This is a genomic window from Pseudomonas amygdali (assembly GCF_002699855.1).
Classification (GTDB): domain Bacteria; phylum Pseudomonadota; class Gammaproteobacteria; order Pseudomonadales; family Pseudomonadaceae; genus Aquipseudomonas; species Aquipseudomonas amygdali.
This window is the reverse complement of record NZ_LKBW01000285.1, coordinates 14,856-33,553: the sequence shown is the minus strand read 5'-3', so window position 1 is coordinate 33,553 and position 18,698 is coordinate 14,856. Positions and strand designations below refer to the sequence as shown.

The following is an 18,698-nucleotide window of genomic DNA, read 5'->3' as shown; positions in this document are numbered from 1 at the left end:
GCGTTACGACAAGCTGGCAAGTAGCTTTAAAGCGATGGTCACACTGGCTTGCATCGAAAGATGCTTGCGGGCTGACTTTTCAGACAAACCCTAGCAATTATCTGCGCGAGATAATCAGTCGGAAAACGTCAGTGCCAGATGCAGTCAGCGTCATATTCATCGATTTGGACAGATTCAAAGCAGTGAATGACACCCTGGGGCATTCAGTGGGCGACCAATTGCTTATACAGGCGGGTCGACGCTTGAAAGACTGCATTGATGAAAACAGTGTGGTTGCGCGGCTGGGAGGCGACGAGTTTTCTATCGTCGTTACCCATCATGCTTATTCCGAAAACCTTATAAAAGCCCTTGCGAACCATGTTGTTGAAGCGTTGGGGAAACCATTCAATCTGGGCGGTCAGGATGTATTTGTTTCAGCGAGTGTCGGTATTGCCAATTATCCGTTTGATGGGCGTGACACTGGCGTTATCCTGAAGAATGCGGATACCGCCATGTACCATGCGAAAAAAAGTGGCCGTAATAACTACAAGTTTTACAACGCCACAATGAATGAAAGTTTGGTTCGGCGCTTGCAAACTGAAACGCTATTGCGGGGTGCGCTTGATCGTGATGAGTTTATTCTACATTTTCAGCCAAAGGTCAGCCTCACCGATGGCAGGATAAGTGGTTTGGAGGCTTTGCTGCGGTGGAATCACCCGGAGCAGGGTATGGTTTCTCCGGCTGAGTTTATCCCTATTCTTGAGGACACTGGCCTGATAATTCCTGTCGGCGAGTGGGTTATCCGCAACGTCTGTGAAACCATAAAAAGCTGGGAAGAAAATAATGTCATGCAGGTACCGATCGCCATCAATCTGTCCGTCAGGCAGCTTCAGGTAAAAGGCCTGGCTGAGACCATCAAGCACATTGTTGAGGGGTACGGTATCAACCCCGCTCTTTTAGAATTCGAATTGACCGAGTCAATGCTGATGATCGATCCCGAGTCGGCGGTTAACATACTTCGAGATATAAAATCGTATGGTATAAGCCTTTCGGTCGATGATTTCGGAACGGGCTATTCGAGTTTGGCTTACTTGAAACGATTCCCTCTTGACGCCCTCAAAATTGACAGGGCGTTCATAAAAGATATAACGAGCAATCATGAGGACGCCGCTATCACCAGAGCGGTCATCGTGTTGGCGCACGAATTGGGTCTTAAAGTCATTGCAGAAGGCGTCGAAACAGTCGACCAGTTAGCGCTGCTTGTGGCGTATGGCTGCGATCAAATGCAGGGTTATCTTTTTAGTAAGCCTGTCATCATTGAAGAGTGTGCTTCTATGATTAAATCGTCACGTAGTCTGAAACTGTTGGACATACCTGCTTGAGAACCGCGAGCATGAGAGTTATTCGTAGCAAAGACTTCACCGCACTCAAGCTTGGGCAAGCAACGCCACCAATACTAGATTTCCTTTCACTGCATTTCCTTGCCTGAGTTATTTGAGGGCGTGATTATCAGGAACCTCAGATTCAAGGGCAATGCTTGATAGCCAGCGGGTCCTACATCCTCAGCGCTATAGCCTCTGCCACAAGACACTCCAGTGCAAACTGCTCGGTATAGGTCATCTGAATCGGCGTGGTTTCGCCTTTGACGGTCCTTTCCCCATCCAGAATGTAGCGAATGCGCTTGTCAGTCACACCAATGCGTTTTGCGATCCACGAAGGTGTTTGTCCGATGCGCGAAATCAGCTTGTCGGCATATTCGGTGGACGGGTTATAGAGTTCTGCGTTGGGTGTCATGGGGTGTCCAGATGAAGGTCAGGCGCTGTATGTCAGGGGAGTATGCAGCACGATGGGGTATTCGTCGCCATTGAGGTTGGCAACCCACGCGGTCGTGCAGAGACAGGTACATTGCCTTCGCGAGCAAGCTCGCTCCCACAAGAGCCTGTCTCCAAGAGCAAGCCGCGCGACGTAATTCAATGTAAGTGGCAGATGGGGCGATCCTTCGCCCGCTTTCAGTCAGCATCAATCAAAGTTTCACGCCCAGTGTTACAAACGCGCTGCGTGGCGTGCCCACCTGCAGAATCTGCAAATTGCCCGCCGGGTCGGTCGCTGCGCTGGCGTCGGTGTTGAGGGTGGAGATGTAACGCTTGTCGAACAGGTTGACCATGTTCAGCGAGACGGTGGTGTCTTTGACGGCGCCGAGTTTGCCGAAGTCGTAACCGAGGTTGGCGTTCGCTACCCAGTAGCCGCTGACACTGGAGTCGTTGGTGTAAGTGTAATAGCGCTTGCTGATGTAGTTGCCCTGCATGCCGGCATTCCAGTGCTCCCAATTCCAGTCCAGGTTGCTGGAATACATCAGCTTGGGCGTATCGACGACGGTTTTGCCTTTCACATGAACGGTGCTGCCGCCGCTGGCATAGTCGTCGTCATAAGTGCTGTGGTTGTAGGACATGGAGTTGGACCAGCGCCAGTGCTCGTCGGGCGTCAGGCCGAATGACAGTTCCAGGCCCCGACTGGTGACAGAGCCGACGTTGGCAACGCCGTTCTGGCAGATGACGATGCCGGTACAGTTGGTGATGGCCACCAGGCGATTGTCGAATTTGGTGTTGTAGACCGCCGCGGATGCCGAATACAGCTTTGTGCTGCGGCGCACGCCCAGTTCAGCGGTTTTCGAGGTTTCGGGTTTGAGGTCCTTGAAGCCGTTCTGCGCATCCACTGCGGTCTGCGTGGTGAAGAACGGGCTGTAACCGCCACTCGAAAAGGCCGCCATGTTTTCCGAATAAGACGTGAACACTTCATCGCTGTCATTGAGTGTGTAGGTTGCGCCCACTTGCGGCAAAAACCTGTCCCGCGCTTCCAGCGAACCGCTGGCATAACCGCCGCCTTTACCTTCGGCAGTGGAGGTGGTGACAGTGTTCTTTGCGCCGAACTCAAGCTTGAGACGGTCATCGAGCAGGGTATAGGTGTCGCGCAGGAAAAACTGTCGGGTCAGGTCGTTGTAGCTCTGGTCCAGTACTGTCGCCGCCTGCCTCAGGCCATTGGTTTTGACGATATGGTTTTGCGGAGTCGCATTGGTGGTATCGAACAGGTAACGGGCGATGTCGTTCTTGTTCGATTGAATCCAGAACCCGCCCTGAATTTCATGCTGGCCCAGGAAGTAGGTCAGCGAACTCTGGAAGCCGGTTCGATCAATGCCATACACCGTGCTGCGAATCGAGTTGCTGGGGACAGTGGTCGAGCCGCTGGTAAAGATGAACGGATAGTACGAATTGCCCCGGCCCGAGTCATGGTGGTGATAGACCGTCGCGTCCAGCACCAGATCATCGGTGAGCGAGAAATTGCCGTTGAGGATGTCCAGTTCGTCGTCGCGCAGGCTACTGGCGTTGTAGGTCGCATCGCCTGCGCTGGTTACGCCGCCGGTGTAGATGCCGTTGGCCGCATTGACCGCGCGGGTCCAGTCCGGCGTGTAGTAACTCCAGTTGTAGCCCAGGCGCTGCATGATGCTCTTCGACAGACTGGGCAGATTGGCTTCGTCGTGAGACGAGGTGCTGTGGAAAAAGCTCACGCGGTTTTCGCCGAAGTTGTAATTGACCTTGGCGTTCACAGCGTCGGATTTTTGCGGGTTGTCGTGACCTTTCCAGGCATCGGCGTCGTACTTTTCTCCCGACACATAAGCGGACAGACCGTTGTATTCGCCTGTGTCGACGCGCATGAAAGTGCGCGAGGTGTCGTAACTGCCAAGGGTCTGTGACAGTCGCGCGCCGAATTCCTTGTCCGGATTGGAACTGGTGAACTGGATGGTGCCGCCCAAGTCACTGTTCGATGCCGTGCCCAGCGAACCGATGCCTGGAGCCACTTCGCTGGCGGCGATGTTTTCCGCGATGATCGCCCGGGTGATGCTCAGACCGTTGAAGTTGCCGAAGCTCATGTTGCCAAGCGTGACGCCGTCCAGGGTGTAGCCTAGGTGGTGCATGTCAAAACCGCGCAGGCTGATGCGCTGGCTGCCTTCTTCACGACCCAGCGGGTCGCCGGACTGGAAGTTGACACCCGGTAGCCGTTGCAGAACTTTCAACGGGCTGGTACCTGCGGAATAAGCGCTTACGTCCTTTTGCGTGACGCGTTGCACCTGCCGGGTTTCGCCCTGGCCAATCACTGACACCGTGCCCAGTGTCACGGCAGCGGTGTCGTCGCTGGCGGGCGCCGTCACTGAGGTGGGCACATCGTCATCGGCCTGAATGAACGGGCTGATCAGGCACAGTGAATTCAATGAAACCAGCAACGCAAGGCGCGTTATCGGGAATCGAGAAGCACGCGGTATCGATCGATTGTTCATGAAAAGGTTTTCCTGGGGCGTCAGGGCGCCGCGCTTGCGACGGGGAATCTGCAGGACGGTGTTAGCGTTGACATGAGTCCAGTTCGCCCTTCAAGACGTACGAGTCCGTCGTGTTTTCGAGGGGCTCGTTTCAACGAAAGGGCTCGTTTGAACTGGGGGTGATATTAATACTCACTGTGTGTATTAATTATGACCAGTGACGCGTTATCCCGATTTTTCTGCCGGTCAATGCCGACTCGGCGCGTTGGCAGTTGGTCGTAAATTTCATTAGGCAAGGCGTCCGTTGCGATGCTATCTGTCCAGACTCAGTGGGTTCAGCCCAATCGTGAATACGTATTTCCGAAGGCCGGGCAACAGGGCATCACCCTCTGAATCCGCGGTTTGCACCTTGGACTGAAACGGGAGAACTCGATGAAATTGCTTCGTTACGGTGAAAAGGGCCAGGAAAAGCCAGGCCTGCTTGATGCTGCCTACCAGATCCGCGATCTGTCCGCGCATGTCACGGACATCGCTGGCGAGGTGTTGAGCCCGGCAGGCCTTGCCAGCCTGGCCGCTCTTGATCCCGAAAGCCTGCCTTTGGTGGCGGGCCGACCGCGCATCGGGGCGTGCGTCGGGCAGGTCGGCAAGTTTATCTGCATAGGCCTGAACTACGCCGACCACGCAGCCGAATCGCGGATGGAAGTGCCCAAGGAACCCATCATATTCAACAAGTGGACCAGCGCAATTTGCGGCCCGGACGATAATGTCGAAATTCCTCGCGGTTCGCTCAAGACTGACTGGGAGGTCGAGCTGGGCGTGATCATCGGCAAGGGCGGGCGTTATATCGACGAAGCCGTTGCCATGGAGCACGTTGCCGGTTATTGCGTGGTCAACGATGTGTCGGAGCGCGAGTGGCAGCTTGAGCGCGGCGGAACCTGGGACAAGGGTAAAGGCTTCGATACCTTTGGCCCGATAGGTCCTTGGCTGGTGACCCGCGACGAGGTTACCGACCCTCACTCACTCGACCTGTGGCTGGAGGTTGACGGTCATCGTTATCAGAATGGCAATACGCGCACGCTGATTTTCAACGTGCCGCAACTGATCGCCTACCTGAGCCGTTGCATGAGCCTGCAACCGGGTGATGTCATCTCCACGGGTACGCCGCCGGGTGTGGGCCTGGGCGTCAATCCAGAGCCTGTCTTCCTGCGCGCAGGGCAACGCATGCGCCTGGGGATTGCGGGGCTGGGCGAGCAGAATCAGTTGACCGTTCAGGCCGACTGATTCGCTGCCTGCGGGGAGTCGGCAACCGACTCCCTGTTACATAAAAATATCAGCCCTGCACAAACGCCAGCAGGTCTTTGTTGAGTGCCTCGGCATGGGTCACGGCAAAGCCGTGCGGCGCGCCGGGATAGACCTTCAACTCTGCACCCTTGATCAGCTCGGCGGCGCGCTTGCCTGATGCTTCAAACGGCACAACCTGATCACCATCGCCATGAATCACCAGGGTCGGCACATCGATTTTCGCCATGTCCGGGCGGAAGTCGGTTGCGGAGAACGCCGTCACGCAATCCAGAGTGCCTTTGAGCGAGGCGAGCAGGGCGATATTCAAGGTCTGGGCCTGTACGCCCTCGGAAACCTTCTGTCCTTTGTTCAGGCCGTAGAACGGCGTGGCGAAATCACTGATGAATTGCGCGCGGTCTTTGAGCAGACCCTCCTTGATGCCATCGAACACTGATTTGTCGACGCCTTCCGGATTGTCGTCAGTCTTGAGGAAAAACGGTGTGACCGAGCCCAGCAAGGCCAGTTTGGCAACTCGCTCGCTACCATATTTTGCGATATAGCGCGTCACATCGCCGCCGCCCATGGAAAAGCCCACCAGCGTCACGTCGTGCAGATCAAGGTGCTCTATCAGCTCGGCGATATCGTCAGCGAAGGTGTCGTAGTTATAACCGGTCCACGGCTGGCTGGAACGACCGAAGCCGCGGCGGTCGAAGGCAATGGTGCGATAGCCCCGGCTGCTGAGGTATTCCATCTGGTATTCCCACATATCCGCATCCAGCGGCCAGCCGTGGCTGAACAGTACCGGCTTACCCTCGCCCCAGTCCTTGTAATAGATCTCGGTGCCATCTTTTGCGTTGAACGTGCTCATGCAGATTCCTCTCGATGTCGGGTTGATCGGGCAAGCGCTCTGGTGCACAGGCTCATGCATCCCTTCGGCAGCCGCCGATAATTCCGGCAGTTGGCGCTTTGCATAGTTCAGTCGGGAAGAATGAGCGTACTGTTCTGGCGCAATTTTTTGAAACATCGGCTCATCGTATTTCCCTGCCGGAACCGAACTTGCCGGGCATAAGGGAATCAGTTCCTTGGGATCAAAGCGTGCTTTGGCCTGTTCATGGTTGTATTTGTCCATCGAAGGAGAGAACTGCGTGGCGTCTCAGCTGAAAATCTTGATCCTGTCGGGTCTGCTGTTATTCGCAGGCAGTTTCAATCTCCAGGCAGCCGATGTACCTGCGCTGCCAATGGGCGCTGCGGTGCCGACCGACGACAAGGCGGCCGAAAAGGCCGATGGCAAAGCAGCTGACAAACCTGCAGCGAAAGCGGATGAAAAGGCCGCTGAAAAGGCGGATGCGAAACCGGCAGACGGCGGCGAGCCAGCGGCGGCAGAGGCCCCGGAGCTTCTGGTGCAGGGCGGGTTGCTCGGCGCCATCAGTTCCAGCATTGATGACGTCCAGGAAAAGCTCAATCTTGACGACAACCTCTTCGACGCCTGGCAGCTGCGCGCCGACCGTGCAGCCGACGAGCTGGAGAAGCTGGTCAACAAGCGCACTACACGTTCTCCGTGGAGTGTTGCCGGGGACTTCCTCGCCTTGTCGTTTGTCTGGATCGGCTCGTTTGCCGTTCTGACCTCGTTGGGTCGTTTTCTGGCGGTGCGCTTGTGCCGGACGCCGTTCATGCGGGTGCGCGAGCGCAGTCAGGCGCTGCTCAAATACGTGTTGCCGTTCACCTTGCCAGCCATCGTCTGTCTGCCATTGACTCTCTACGTCAGCCACTTCATGCCGTCTTCAGTGGGCCGTGCGCTGGCGCTGTGCTTCGCCTATGCGACCAGCAGTGGCATCGTGTCGACCTCGGTGCTGCTCTGCGTGATTGTGATGTTCAACTCCGGGCACAAGCGCGCCGCGGTACGCATGATTCGCCGCTACGCGCCGAGGCCACTGTTTGTGGTCGGTTTTCTGGCGGCGCTGAGCGATGCGCTGACCAGCCCGCAGATCGCCCGCCAACTGGGCAGCAACGTCACCACCAGCGTTGCGGTGTTCACCGGGCTGTTTGCGTCGGTGGTGTTCTGCATGCTGATCATCAAGGTGCGCCGCCCGGTGGCGCACCTGATTCGTAACCGTTCCTTGAGCAGCCGCCTGCAACGGCCAGCACTGCAGCAGTCGCTGAAAATCTTCTCCAACCTGTGGCACTTGCCAATCCTGCTGATGATTCTGGTCTCGGCGATCAACCTGATCGGAGCCGGTGAAGACAGTCAGGAAGCGCTGCGTTGTGCGTTGTTCACCACCATTCTGCTGATCGCCACGGTATTTTTGAGCACAGTGTTCCAGCACCTGTTCAAACCGACCGAGTCCCTGGGGCGCGGCGGGCATGTGTACAAGGCGCGCCTGCTGAGCCTGGTGTACGCGGTGTTGCGCATTGCGCTGGCCATCGGGTTCATCGAGATACTGGGGCGTATCTGGGGCTTCTCGATGTTCGAGTTTGCCCAGCGCAACACGCTGGGTCGCGTGATCAGCGATTCGCTGAGCAGCATCGGCCTGATCTTTGTGGTCACCTGGCTGCTGTGGGTAGTGCTCGACACGGCCATTCAGGAAGCCCTCAAACCACCGGCCAATCATCGCAGTGGCCGCCAGCCGAGTACACGAATCAAGACCATTCTGCCGCTGCTGCGCAACGCGGTGAAAATCATTCTGGTGGTGATCTGCGCGATCACCACCATGGCCAACCTGGGCATCAACGTTGCACCGCTGCTGGCGGGTGCCGGGGTTGTCGGTCTGGCCATCGGTTTCGGTTCGCAACAACTGGTGCAGGACGTGATCACCGGTCTGTTCATCATCATCGAAGACACTTTCTCGGTGGGCGATTGGGTAGTGCTCAGTACCGGCCACTCCGGATCGGTGGAAAGCCTGACCATCCGTACCGTGCGCCTGCGTGACGGCAAGGGTTTTGTCCATTCCGTGCCGTTCGGGCAGATCAAGGCGGTCACCAACCAGTCGCGGCAGTTCGCTTATGCGTTCTTCTCGGTGCAGTTCACTTATGACTCGGATATTGATGATGCGCTGGCGCTGATCCGCGAAACCGGGCAGTCGATCAGCGATGACATTCTGCTCAAGCACAACCTGCAAGGACCGCTGGAGGTGTTCGGCGTCGACAGCATGAACCTGAACGGCATGGTGTTGACCGCGCAATTCCGCACCTCTTCCGGTGGTCAGTACGCAGTGGGGCGCGCCTTCAACGAGCGCCTCAAGCGTCTTGTGGATAAAAACCCGAACGTGCGTTTCGCGCAGACTTATCCACAGATGGTCATGGGGCCGGGCTTCAACAACCCGCAGGCTGGTGTCGAAGCCGAGGGGCCTCCTGCGCCCTCGGACCCTGCCGCTGCGACACCTTCTGCGCCGACACCTGCACCGCTTGGTTTGCCCAAGGGCAACAGCCCGCCGGGTCCGGCAGCTCAGTAATCAATCGGGCGGCATGAGACGCTGCAACGCATTGTGGCGGCGTCATTGTCCCGCCAGGCTGCGCAACTGTTGGGGGTTGGCAGGCAACGTGTTATGTTTGCAGGCGTTTTTCAATTGTTCGTTTGATTATCTGATACCGAGCCTGCTGACTCTATGCGAATGCGCCTTATGCTGTTGGGCGGCGGGAATGCCCTCGGGCAGGCGCTGATTCGTCTGGGTGCCGAGGAAGACATTGGTTTCCTCGCACCACGTCCACCGCAAGACGGCTGGGACGTGGCGAGCCTCACGCAACTGCTTGATGACACCCGCCCCGATGCCCTGATAAACCTTGCTTACTACTTCGACTGGTTTCAGGCGGAGACCGTGAGCGCAGCGCGCCTGACCCACCAGGAGCGCTCTCTCGAGCGTCTGGCCGAACTGTGTCAGCACCACAACATCACGCTGGTCCAGCCTTCCAGTTATCGTGTGTTCGATGGCTCGCGCGCGACTGCCTACAGCGAAAAAGACGAGCCAGTGCCCTTGGGTCTGCGCGGTCAGGCGCTGTGGCGTATCGAGCAAAGCGTGCGCGCCACCTGTCCGCAACATGTGCTTGTGCGTTTTGGCTGGTTGCTGGATGACAGCGCTGATGGCGTGCTTGGCCGCTTTCTTTCGCGCGCCAAAGAACCCGGAGAGCTGCTGCTGGCCGATGATCGACGCGGCAACCCGACGCCGGTCGATGATGCGGCGCGGGTGATTATTTCAATCGTCAAGCAACTCGATTGCGAAGCGCCGCTGTGGGGCACGTACCACTACGCCGGGCACGAAGCGACCACGCCACTGGCGCTGGGTCAGGCGGTGCTCACCGAAGCACGTCTGCTGCACCCGCTGGCCATTGAATCGCCCACCGCACAGGCTCACGCCGCGCGTCCCGATGCAGCCGAGGAACCGCAGCACGCGGTGCTGGCCTGCAAGAAAATTCTCCACACTTTCGGCATCAAGCCCCGCGCCTGGCGGGCCGGCTTGCCAAGCCTGCTGGACCGGTATTATCGACATGTCTGACGCCCCTGTTCTGATTACGGGAGGTGCGGGTTTCATTGGCTCGCACCTGACCGATGCATTGCTTGCCGACGGGCATTGCGTGCGTATCCTCGACAACCTCTCGGCGGGCAAGCGCAGCAATCTGCCGCTCGACAACCCGCGGGTTGAACTGATCGAAGGCGACGTAGCCGATGCCGAGCTGGTCAAGCGCGCTGCGCAAGGCTGTAAGGCCGTGGTGCACCTGGCAGCGGTGGCCTCGGTTCAGGCGTCAGTTGACGACCCGGTACGCACCCATCAAAGCAACTTCATCGGCACACTGAATGTCTGTGAGGCCATGCGCGAAGCGGGCATCAAACGCGTGATCTTCGCGTCCAGCGCGGCGGTATACGGCAACAACGGCGAAGGCGAAGCGATCACCGAAGACACCACCAAAGCACCGCTGACTCCGTACGCATCGGACAAGCTGGCCAGCGAGTTCTACCTGGACTTCTACCGCCGTCAGCATGGTTTGGAGCCGGTGATCTTTCGCTTCTTCAACATCTTCGGCCCGCGCCAGGATCCGTCGTCGCCGTATTCGGGCGTGATCAGCATCTTTGCCGAACGCATCCAGAAAGGCCTGCCGATCAGCGTGTTTGGCGACGGCGAGCAAACGCGCGATTTCTTCTACGTGGGCGACCTGCTCAAGCTGCTGCTGCAGGCCCTGTCACGGGAAAACGCCATCGAAGGTGCGATAAACGTCGGCCTGAACAAGACCACTTCGCTCAACGAGCTGCTGGCCGCGCTTTCGCAGGTTGTCGGAAAACAGCCGGAAGTGAGCTATCAGGCACCGCGCTCGGGCGATATCAAGCATTCACGGGCCAGTAACCAGCGTCTGCTGGAGCACTTCAGCATTGATGAGCCGACACCACTGGTTCGTGGGCTTGAGTTGCTGATGGGGCAATGAGCCCCGCATCGACTGTAAGTGCTGATCGTCCCCACGCTCTGCGTGGTGATGCATTTCTGGACGCTCTGCGTCCGCTCTTGAGCGTGCGGTGCAGCGCCTATTTGTGACGCAGAGCGTCACGAACTGCATGCCGACGCGGAGCATCGGCACGATAGCCAGGAGTCCGGGCGCGGGTTAAATAACGGCAAGATAATCAGGAATCCAGCACGCAGAGTTCAAACCACAAAACACAAAGGCACCCGATAAGGGTGCCTTTGTGTGTGTGGCGCTTGAAGGTGTGCAGGTCAGAACTTGTAACCCACGCCCACCATGTATACCCACGGGTCGATATCCACGTCGACCTTGGTCTTGCCGACGGCCAGGGCAGAAGGGCCGTCCACAGTCGCTTTGGTATCGATGTCGACGTACCAGACCGAGGCGTTGACCAGTACGTTGTCAGTGATCATATAGTCCATGCCCAACTGAGCAGCCAGACCAACCGAGTCCTTGAGCTTGAGGTTGCTGAAACCCTGATCCTTGCGATTGCCGGTCAGGTCGGTATCGAAGAAGGTGGTGTAGTTGATACCCACGCCCGCATACGGTTGAAATTTCGACGAAGGTTCCATCGGGTAGTACTGCAACGACAGCGTCGGCGGCAGTTGCTTGATATCAGCCAGCTTGCCGTCCAGGCCTGGCCCCAGGCCTTTTACTGAAACGGTGTGGCTGAACGGTGTAGCAGCCAGCAGCTCGATGCCGACATGCTGGGTCAGCATGTAAGCGAAGGTCAGACCGAGCTGGTTTTCGCCATCGACAGTGGCTTTGGTGCCGGAGACCTTGGCACCGTCCAGACGGACTTCGCCGCTGTCTTCATTGGGCTGGACGTGCGCAACACCGGCGCGAACGATGAAGTCGCCAGGCTCGTAGGCATGTGCCGCGACCGGGGCGGCGATGGCAAGCGCGACAACAGACGCGCGTAGCAAGTGCTTGTTCATGGAGGCTCCAGAGATCAGTCAAAATTTATGGGCATAATGTTAAAGCGCTGTCGAGCGGCGACTTTGACTCAGCTCAATGAAATCGCTGGGAACCTCGTCATCCTTATGAATCCGGCAACTCGTAGACAAGTATCTTGTCTGCCTGCATCTGATAACCCGCTTCTGCCAGTTCGCTGGTAGACGATTTGGCCTGCATCGGTCCTTCGATCCAGTACGGCTGATACAGCTCATCGACCTTCACACCCAGCTCACTCGTGACATGCACGATCTGGTTCGCTGGCGGCGGCACATGGATGCAGGCACCGAAATACGGCACCAGCAAAAACTCCGTCACTCTGCCTTCCTCACTGACCTCAAGTGGCACGATGTAGCCCGGTAAACGCACCAGCTTGCCATCCAGTGCCTTGACCACTGGTGCATGCGGAGCCAGTTGATGGGCCGCAGGCGCTGCCTCCATGGCCAGTGCATCGGACAGCTTGGACATATCGTGTATCGGAGCCGTTACCGGCTTCACCACGGGTGCATCGGGTGGAATCATGTCATTCCAGGTCAGTTCACGCGGCTCGGCGGCCCACAGTTGAGTGGAAACCGAAAGCAGCAGAGTGAGTAGCATGCGCCGTATCATGAAGGTCCTCATAAACGAATCGACAGTCCATCGGCCAGTGACTGCCTGTAGGCTCGCCAGGCTGGCACGGTTCCCATCAACAGCGCGCAACCGAGAATGGCACCGAGCAGGGTCCATTCATATTGGCCAGGTGGCATAGACGACAGGGACAGACCGTAGTTGTCGAGCATGTAGTCTCTGGCCACGAAGATGCCGATATAGAGCAGTGCGAGGCCGCTGATGACACCCGCAAGTGCCAGGGCGAAGGCTTCAAGTATAAGCAGACTTGCGATATGCCAGGGCCGTGCGCCGACCGAGCGCAGGATGGCCATCTCCCTGCGTCGTTCATTGAGGCTGGTGAGAATCGCGGTCAGCATGCCGATCAGACCGGTCAGCACCACGAACAGCGAAATTACGAACAGTGCCTTTTCAGCGGTGCCCATCAGGCTCCACAGCTCTTGCAGCGCCACGCCGGGCAGAATCGCCAGCATGGGTTCGCCACGGTATTCGTTGATTTCGCGTTGCAGGCTGAAGGTTGAGATCTTGCTGTTCAAACCCAGCATGAAGGCGGTGATCGCAGTCGGCGTCAGATCCATATTGCGTGCCTGATCGGCAGAGATACGCTCGTTGCCTCGCGCCGGTGCGCCGTTGTGCCAGTCGATATGAATGGCTTCCATGCCACCCAGGCTGATATGCAGCGTGCGGTCCACCGGTGTACCGGTCGGCTTGAGGATGCCGACCACGGTGAACGGCTTGTCGTCATGCTTGACCAGGCTGATCGCCGCGACACCGTGCGCCAGTACCAGCTTGTCGCCCAATTTATAATGCAGCGCCTTGGCGACCTCCGAGCCCAGCACCACTTCGAAGGGATCGGTCTTGAATTCGCGTCCTTCGGCCATTTCCAGATGCTGTTGGCGACCGAACTGATAATGCTCGAAATACGCTTCGTTGGTGCCCATCACCCGATAGCCACGATGGGAGTCGCCCAGCGAAACCGGAATCGCCCATTTAACCTGTTTGCTCTGGGCAAAATGCTCAAAGCTGTCCCAGCGAATATTGTTGGTGGCGTTGCCGATGCGAAATACCGAATACAGCAACAGGTTGATCGAGCCGGAACGTGCGCCGACGATCAGGTCGGTGCCGCTGATGGTGCTGGCGAAGCTGGAGCGCGCTTCGGTGCGCACCCGCTCTACGGCCAGTAACAGGCACACCGACAGCGCAATGGCGAAGGCAGTGAGAAACGCGGTGAAACGGCGGTTGGCCAGGCTGGCCATGGCCAGACGAAACAGATACATCTCAAATCTCCACGGCGACGGCGGCGCGATTCAGGTCGCTGAGCGACAGGTTGCGATCAAACAGCGGTGCCAGGCTCTGGTCATGACTGACAAACAGCAGGCTGGCCCCGGCCTCGCGGCATTCGGCTAACAGCAGGCGAATGAACGCTTCGCGAGAGTCGGCGTCCAGCGCCGAAGTGGGTTCGTCGGCGATCACCAGTTCAGGTTGACCGATCAGCGCACGGGCCGCGGCCACGCGTTGTTGCTGGCCGATGGACAGTGAGTCGGCACGTCGTGTCAGCATCGCCGGGTCTTTCAGGCCCAGGTGGGCGAGCAGGGTGGTGGTCGCTTTTTCGACGCTGCCGTGGCGTTGCTTCGCACGCTCGGCGCGGACGCTGGAAAAATGGCAGGGCAGCTCGATGTTTTCTCGCACCGACAGAAACGGCAACAAATTGAACTGCTGAAAGATGTAGCCGGTGTGATCGACTCGGAAGCGATCACGTGCTGCCGCCGACAGTGTCGACAGGTCCTGATTCAACAGGCGAATGCTGCCGCTGACAGGTTTTTGCACGCCGCCCAGCAGGCCCAGCAAAGTGGTTTTGCCGCTGCCGCTGGGGCCTTTGAGGAACAGGGTTTCGCCGGTTTGCAGGCGAAATTCGGCGATGTCCAGTAACTGCGGATGGCCTGGCCAGTTGAAGCTCAGGTTTGATAGCTCGATCAGTGCTTGGGTCATGGGCTGACTCACGCTAGGTTGGAAATTAAAAGACCGGGCCAGGCCCGGTCGTTGTACCGCAGAGTGCGATCAGAATTTCAGCGTTGGGTTGGCTGCGATCACTTCTGCGCCCGATTGGCCGCCTGGCGAGATCAGTTGTACCTGAAGCTTCTTGGTGTCGGGAAAGGTTTTGAAGATTTGCGACAGGTCGAGCCTCTTCAGAACGGCCGGTGCGTCACAGACGAACTTGTAGTGACCGTGAATTTCGCTGTGCTCATGATGATCGGCATCGCCGCCCTGGGCGTGCCCATCGTGATCGTCATCCTTGTCGCCGAACAGCGGGCTTTCCAGTTTCACCGAGGTGGCCGAGCAATTGGCGGCATCGGCGATGCTGAACAGCGCGTTGGGCTTGAGTAGCAACTCGCGCGCCTTGGCGACTTTGGCCTTGTCTTCATCCGAAGTTGCAACGTGCTCGAAACCGACGATATTCATGGCCGGGCTGTCGAATTCAAATTCCAGCGTCTTGCCTTCCAGCACCACATCCAGACGTCCTACGCCATGCTCGTGGGCTCCCAGACTGCCGTGTTCATCGCCGTGATCATGGTCATGTACTTCGGCTGCGTGGGCAGCAACGAGTGGCAACAGGGCGAAAGGCAAGGCGAGTAGCAAACGGCGCATAGCGGACTCCGGGGGCAATATTGATGAAATTTGTTATGTGATCTTATAACAAGTGCCGGTGTGCGTGGACGTGTTTTTGTTCAAGCACTGGACTATCCGGTCTTCATGGACCGTTATCTGGCGGCGTTATCTGGAATACCCTGGCCCGTGCTTATGCTGAAGTAGTCTCAGCCTTTGCGTCATCAGGTCCTACTCTGAAAAATGAAAATCGCTGTACCTGCGCCGGATGCGCCGGGAGGGTTTTCATCGCCAGCCGAGTGTGACATCAGGGAAGATACTCATGAACAAGCTCCATCCGAATAGAGAAATCCTGCGTGCGGTGTACAAGGATCCAACTCGAATTACCGAATTCGCCGACGCTGACATTGTGCTGCACAAAGCCGATCAGGGCGCTGGTGGTGGCTTGTCCATAGCCATTGGCAAGGACGCAGTGCTTTCCCACGAGATCAATCTGCTCAGGCGCACACGTCAGACCCTCTACATGGATGTCCACGACATCATTGCCAACGAGCACTATGGCTCGGTGCTGGGCGAGATGCGCGCCAGTTGCGAGGGCCGGAAGATCATCATGCCGTTTTGCGGCCTGTGGCGGTTCCGTGATGGCAAAATTGTCGAGCATTGGGAAAATGTCTATGACGTGCGGGCGCTTGGCAACTTCATGAACGGCAAAGAGCCGGTCATCAGCCAGTGGCGTTACGGTTGATCATGGGCATGCGCGCCAGCCTGTGGGAGCATGTATGCCTGACTGTCAGCAGGTACACATCATGTTGCGTATTCGTGGAACCGTAGGCCAGTGGCCGGTGGATTTGACTCTTGAGCTGGACGAAGGCGACTGGGCGCAACTGGGCGCGCAGCTCAAGGCGGCAGCTCCCGACTTATCGGCCGCCGTGGTCGAGAGCAAGCCGCTCAACCAGGACGACAGGCTGTGGCAGGTCGCACAGGAGTTGTTGCAAAAGGCCGGGCAGATGAGTGGGCCGGATCTGCTGGGGCAACTGGAAGGGCTGGCCGGCAGTACCGCGGCAGGCAAGCATTTGCTGGTGCGCCTGCGTCACTCTGCGAACGTGAAGGTCGAGAGCGGCGGGGATGCGCCGCTGTACAGCTGGGTCGACGCGACGTGATCTGACCTGGTTGTTCAGTCACCGGCACCCGTGCGGTGCCGGTGGCAAGCTGGCTTAATACAGCGCGGCGAACAGCTTGCGACGGTATGCGGTCACCAGTGGATGCTCATTGCCCAGCAGGTCGAACACTTGCAGCAGCGTCTTGTGCGGCAGGCCCTCGGCGTAATTGCGATTGCGAATGAACAGTTTGAGCAGGCCATCCAGCGCGGCTTCGTACTGTTGACGCGACAATTGCTGAATCGCCAGTTGATGCACCGCTTCGTCATCCTGAGGGTTTTGTGCCAGACGACTTTTCAGTTCGGCCACATCCGGCAGGGTGGCCGCTTGTGCCAGGAACGTCAGTTGCGCCTTGGCACCCGCCAGCTCGGCTTTGTGTGCATCACCGGTAACGGCGTCCAGCACTGCCTTTGCCTCGCTCAGTTCGCCACGTTCTGCCAGGCAGCGCGCATACAGAATCAGTGCTGCGGCATTGGTGTTGTCTTCGCCCAACAGCACCTTGAGCAGTGCTTCGGCTTCGGCAAAACGGCTTTCGGCAAACAGCTCTTGCGCTTGCTTGAGTGGATCGGCGGCCGGCGGAGGCGGCATGACGACATGCTGTTCGAGAATCTTGCGGATTTCCGATTCAGGCTGGGCTCCGGCAAAACCATCCACCGGCTGGCCGTCCTTGAACAGCACCACGGTCGGCAGGCTACGAATACCGAAGCGCGCAACAACGTCCTGCTCGATGTCGCAATTGACCTTGGCCAGCAGCAATTCGCCCTGATAACTCTCGGTGATTTGCTGCAGCAGGGGCATCAAGACCTTGCAGGGCGCACACCACTCGGCCCAGAAGTCGACCAGTACGGGCTGGTCGAACGATTTGTCGATCACCAGTTGATCAAAGTTCGCGGCGGTTGCGTCGAAGATGTAAGCAGTTTCCTGGCTCATTGCACGTCTCGAAGAATCTGAATGCCGCCAACTATAAAGCCCGCAGGGCAATGCTGAAAGCGGCGTCGGCGGTGGGGCATCGTCCTTGCCCCGCACGCTCAGCGCTATCCACACATCTGCTTGTGATTCTCGCCGAAGGCCGTGGGAGCGAACATGTTCGCGAAAGGGACGGAAAACGCTCTGGAAAGTTATCGTTCGAACGACCTCCTTCGCGAACAAGTTCGCTCCTACAGAGACCGTTTAGCTGAGCGCTCCCGAGCTGTTATTTAGCGCTCACCGCGCCGCATGATACAGACTCACATCCCGAAACTCGTGGGGTTCAGCCAGGTCCGGCAGGGTGTGCGCATGCAGCATCGTCAGGCGCTGGTAAGCAGCGTGCTTGAAGTCGCGCACGCGGGAGTCTGCCACCAGTGCTTCGCGGCCCCGGGACAGAAATTGATCCAGCAGCGGCAGGTTGGCGCGGTCGTACAGCACGTCGGCAACCAGAATCAGATCAAAGCGATCCGCTTCGGCGAAAAAATCCGTCGAGTAGCTTAACTGCACCTGGTTGAGTTCGGCATTGGCCCGGCAGGCAGCGATCGCCAACGGGTCGAGATCACAGGCCACCACCTCAAGTGCCCCGGCCCTCAGCGCGGCAATACCTGCCACGCCCGAACCAGCACCGAAATCCAGTACACGCTTGCCTTCTACCCAGTACGGGTTTTCGGCCAGAAAGCGCGCCAGAGCCAGGCCGCTGGCCCAGCAGAAGCTCCAGTACGGTGGCTCTTCCAGAATGCGGCGCGTTTCATCCGGGCTGAAGGGACGGTCCATGTTGGCATCGTCGATCAGCCACAGTTTCAGCTCAGTGCCCGGCAACGTTGTGACAACCAGCCGGGCGTCGCCGAGCAGTTCGCTCAGCGCGTCCTGAAGGTGTCGCGGAGCAGTCATGGCGCCTTGACGAATTGCAATTGCCCCAGTGCCTGAGTGGTGGGCTGGTCGATGCGCATCGACGGCAGGTGCAGTATCAATTGCCCCGACTGACTGGCACGGCCGCGCAGTTCGACACGCCCGCCTACCGGAAAGGCTTCCGGGTTGAAGCGTAACTGGAACGGCAATGACTGGCCGTTGCCCTTCAGCAAGGTGTTGGTCAGCAGCTTCTGTGGACGACCGCGCTCGTCGATCACCAGCATCGCCAGTTCGACCTCGGCCCCGGCAGGTACGCCGAGCAGTTGCCCGCTGAGTTCACGTTGGTACGGTTGCAGCGGGCCGGGCCCGGCAGGCACTTTGATTGCCGGGGCGACGGGCGGTGCCGCAGCCGGTTTTGGCGCGTCATTGCTGCTGCACGCGGCCAGCAAGCCAATGAGGCCGAGTAGAATAACGGGGCGTAACGTCATCAAGAGCTCCACAAGACAAAAATCGAAAGGCTGAGTGACGCCATGCATGCAGTATTACCGAGC

The 18,698-nt window shown here is 58.1% G+C and carries 17 protein-coding genes and 2 pseudogenes; 8 read left to right on the top strand and 11 right to left on the bottom strand.

What is annotated here, in order from left to right; translation table 11 throughout:
• Positions 1-94, top strand: a pseudogene (locus AO277_RS21135) (IS5/IS1182 family transposase); the annotation flags it as partial.
• Positions 93-1,361 (top strand): annotated as a pseudogene (locus AO277_RS21130) (putative bifunctional diguanylate cyclase/phosphodiesterase); the annotation flags it as partial. The pseudogenes AO277_RS21135 and AO277_RS21130, both read left to right, overlap by 2 nt.
• A 172-nt stretch (positions 1,362-1,533) precedes the next feature.
• Here the strand turns inward: AO277_RS21130 and AO277_RS21125 are convergent.
• On the bottom strand, positions 1,534-1,773 hold the full coding sequence (locus AO277_RS21125) for a hypothetical protein (protein WP_003317071.1): 240 nt from the start codon (positions 1,771-1,773) through the stop codon (positions 1,534-1,536).
• Between the two features lie 229 nt (positions 1,774-2,002).
• Complete coding sequence (locus AO277_RS21120; protein ID WP_044318740.1) at positions 2,003-4,309, bottom strand: TonB-dependent receptor; 2,307 nt, start codon at positions 4,307-4,309, stop codon at positions 2,003-2,005.
• A 411-nt stretch (positions 4,310-4,720) separates the two neighbouring features.
• On the opposite strand from AO277_RS21120, the gene AO277_RS21115 reads away from it, so the two are divergent.
• Positions 4,721-5,569, top strand: a complete 849-nt coding sequence (locus AO277_RS21115) for an ureidoglycolate lyase (protein ID WP_044318739.1) — start codon at positions 4,721-4,723, stop codon at positions 5,567-5,569.
• 49 nt (positions 5,570-5,618) lie between these two features.
• On the opposite strand, the gene AO277_RS21110 is transcribed toward AO277_RS21115, so the two are convergent.
• Entirely contained in the window at positions 5,619-6,437 is an 819-nt protein-coding gene (locus AO277_RS21110; protein ID WP_044318743.1) for an alpha/beta fold hydrolase, read from the bottom strand.
• A 277-nt stretch (positions 6,438-6,714) separates the two neighbouring features.
• Here AO277_RS21110 and AO277_RS21105 point away from each other — a divergent pair, with 277 nt between their 5' ends.
• The 3 genes from AO277_RS21105 to AO277_RS21095 all read left to right on the top strand — a co-directional run bounded on the left by AO277_RS21105 (position 6,715) and on the right by AO277_RS21095 (position 10,978).
• The gene (locus AO277_RS21105; protein ID WP_044318738.1) at positions 6,715-9,018 is read left to right on the top strand and encodes a mechanosensitive ion channel family protein; all 2,304 of its coding nucleotides are present in this window, start codon (positions 6,715-6,717) and stop codon (positions 9,016-9,018) included.
• Between the two features lie 153 nt (positions 9,019-9,171).
• Positions 9,172-10,056 carry a sugar nucleotide-binding protein gene (locus AO277_RS21100; protein ID WP_044318737.1) on the top strand — a complete coding sequence of 295 codons (885 nt, stop codon included), beginning with the start codon at positions 9,172-9,174 and terminating at the stop codon, positions 10,054-10,056.
• Complete coding sequence (locus AO277_RS21095; RefSeq protein WP_044318736.1) at positions 10,049-10,978, top strand: NAD-dependent epimerase/dehydratase family protein; 930 nt, start codon at positions 10,049-10,051, stop codon at positions 10,976-10,978. Before AO277_RS21100 ends, AO277_RS21095 begins: the two co-directional genes overlap by 8 nt.
• 284 nt (positions 10,979-11,262) lie before the next feature.
• On the opposite strand, the gene AO277_RS21085 is transcribed toward AO277_RS21095, so the two are convergent.
• From AO277_RS21085 to AO277_RS21065, 5 genes are all read right to left on the bottom strand, one after another.
• Positions 11,263-11,949 carry an OmpW/AlkL family protein gene (locus tag AO277_RS21085; protein WP_004666334.1) on the bottom strand — a complete coding sequence of 229 codons (687 nt, stop codon included), beginning with the start codon at positions 11,947-11,949 and terminating at the stop codon, positions 11,263-11,265.
• A 103-nt stretch (positions 11,950-12,052) separates the two neighbouring features.
• A complete protein-coding gene (locus AO277_RS21080) occupies positions 12,053-12,574 on the bottom strand; it encodes a DUF3299 domain-containing protein (protein WP_044318742.1) in 522 nt (173 codons plus the stop codon).
• An 8-nt stretch (positions 12,575-12,582) separates the two neighbouring features.
• Complete coding sequence (locus AO277_RS21075) at positions 12,583-13,848, bottom strand: ABC transporter permease (RefSeq protein ID WP_044318735.1); 1,266 nt, start codon at positions 13,846-13,848, stop codon at positions 12,583-12,585.
• Between the two features lies 1 nt (position 13,849).
• The gene (locus AO277_RS21070; RefSeq protein WP_044318734.1) at positions 13,850-14,560 is read right to left on the bottom strand and encodes an ABC transporter ATP-binding protein; all 711 of its coding nucleotides are present in this window, start codon (positions 14,558-14,560) and stop codon (positions 13,850-13,852) included.
• Between the two features lie 69 nt (positions 14,561-14,629).
• Positions 14,630-15,217 (bottom strand): DUF2796 domain-containing protein, encoded by a 588-nt coding sequence (locus AO277_RS21065; protein ID WP_044318733.1) that lies wholly within the window; start codon positions 15,215-15,217, stop codon positions 14,630-14,632.
• A 280-nt stretch (positions 15,218-15,497) separates the two neighbouring features.
• Here AO277_RS21065 and AO277_RS21060 point away from each other — a divergent pair, with 280 nt between their 5' ends.
• Together AO277_RS21060 and AO277_RS21055 are read left to right on the top strand one after the other, a co-directional pair.
• On the top strand, positions 15,498-15,920 hold the full coding sequence (locus AO277_RS21060) for a nuclear transport factor 2 family protein (RefSeq protein WP_005753215.1): 423 nt from the start codon (positions 15,498-15,500) through the stop codon (positions 15,918-15,920).
• 61 nt (positions 15,921-15,981) lie between these two features.
• Positions 15,982-16,335 (top strand): hypothetical protein, encoded by a 354-nt coding sequence (locus tag AO277_RS21055; protein ID WP_004655852.1) that lies wholly within the window; start codon positions 15,982-15,984, stop codon positions 16,333-16,335.
• A gap of 54 nt (positions 16,336-16,389) precedes the next feature.
• On the opposite strand, the gene trxA is transcribed toward AO277_RS21055, so the two are convergent.
• The 3 genes from trxA to AO277_RS21040 all read right to left on the bottom strand — a co-directional run bounded on the left by trxA (position 16,390) and on the right by AO277_RS21040 (position 18,635).
• On the bottom strand, positions 16,390-17,262 hold the full coding sequence (gene trxA, locus AO277_RS21050; protein ID WP_044318732.1) for a thioredoxin: 873 nt from the start codon (positions 17,260-17,262) through the stop codon (positions 16,390-16,392).
• Positions 17,263-17,535: 273 nt separating this feature from the next.
• Entirely contained in the window at positions 17,536-18,189 is a 654-nt protein-coding gene (locus tag AO277_RS21045; RefSeq protein ID WP_044318731.1) for a class I SAM-dependent methyltransferase, read from the bottom strand.
• Complete coding sequence (locus tag AO277_RS21040; RefSeq protein WP_002555432.1) at positions 18,186-18,635, bottom strand: hypothetical protein; 450 nt, start codon at positions 18,633-18,635, stop codon at positions 18,186-18,188. Before AO277_RS21040 ends, AO277_RS21045 begins: the two co-directional genes overlap by 4 nt.
• Positions 18,636-18,698: the final 63 nt, after the last annotated feature.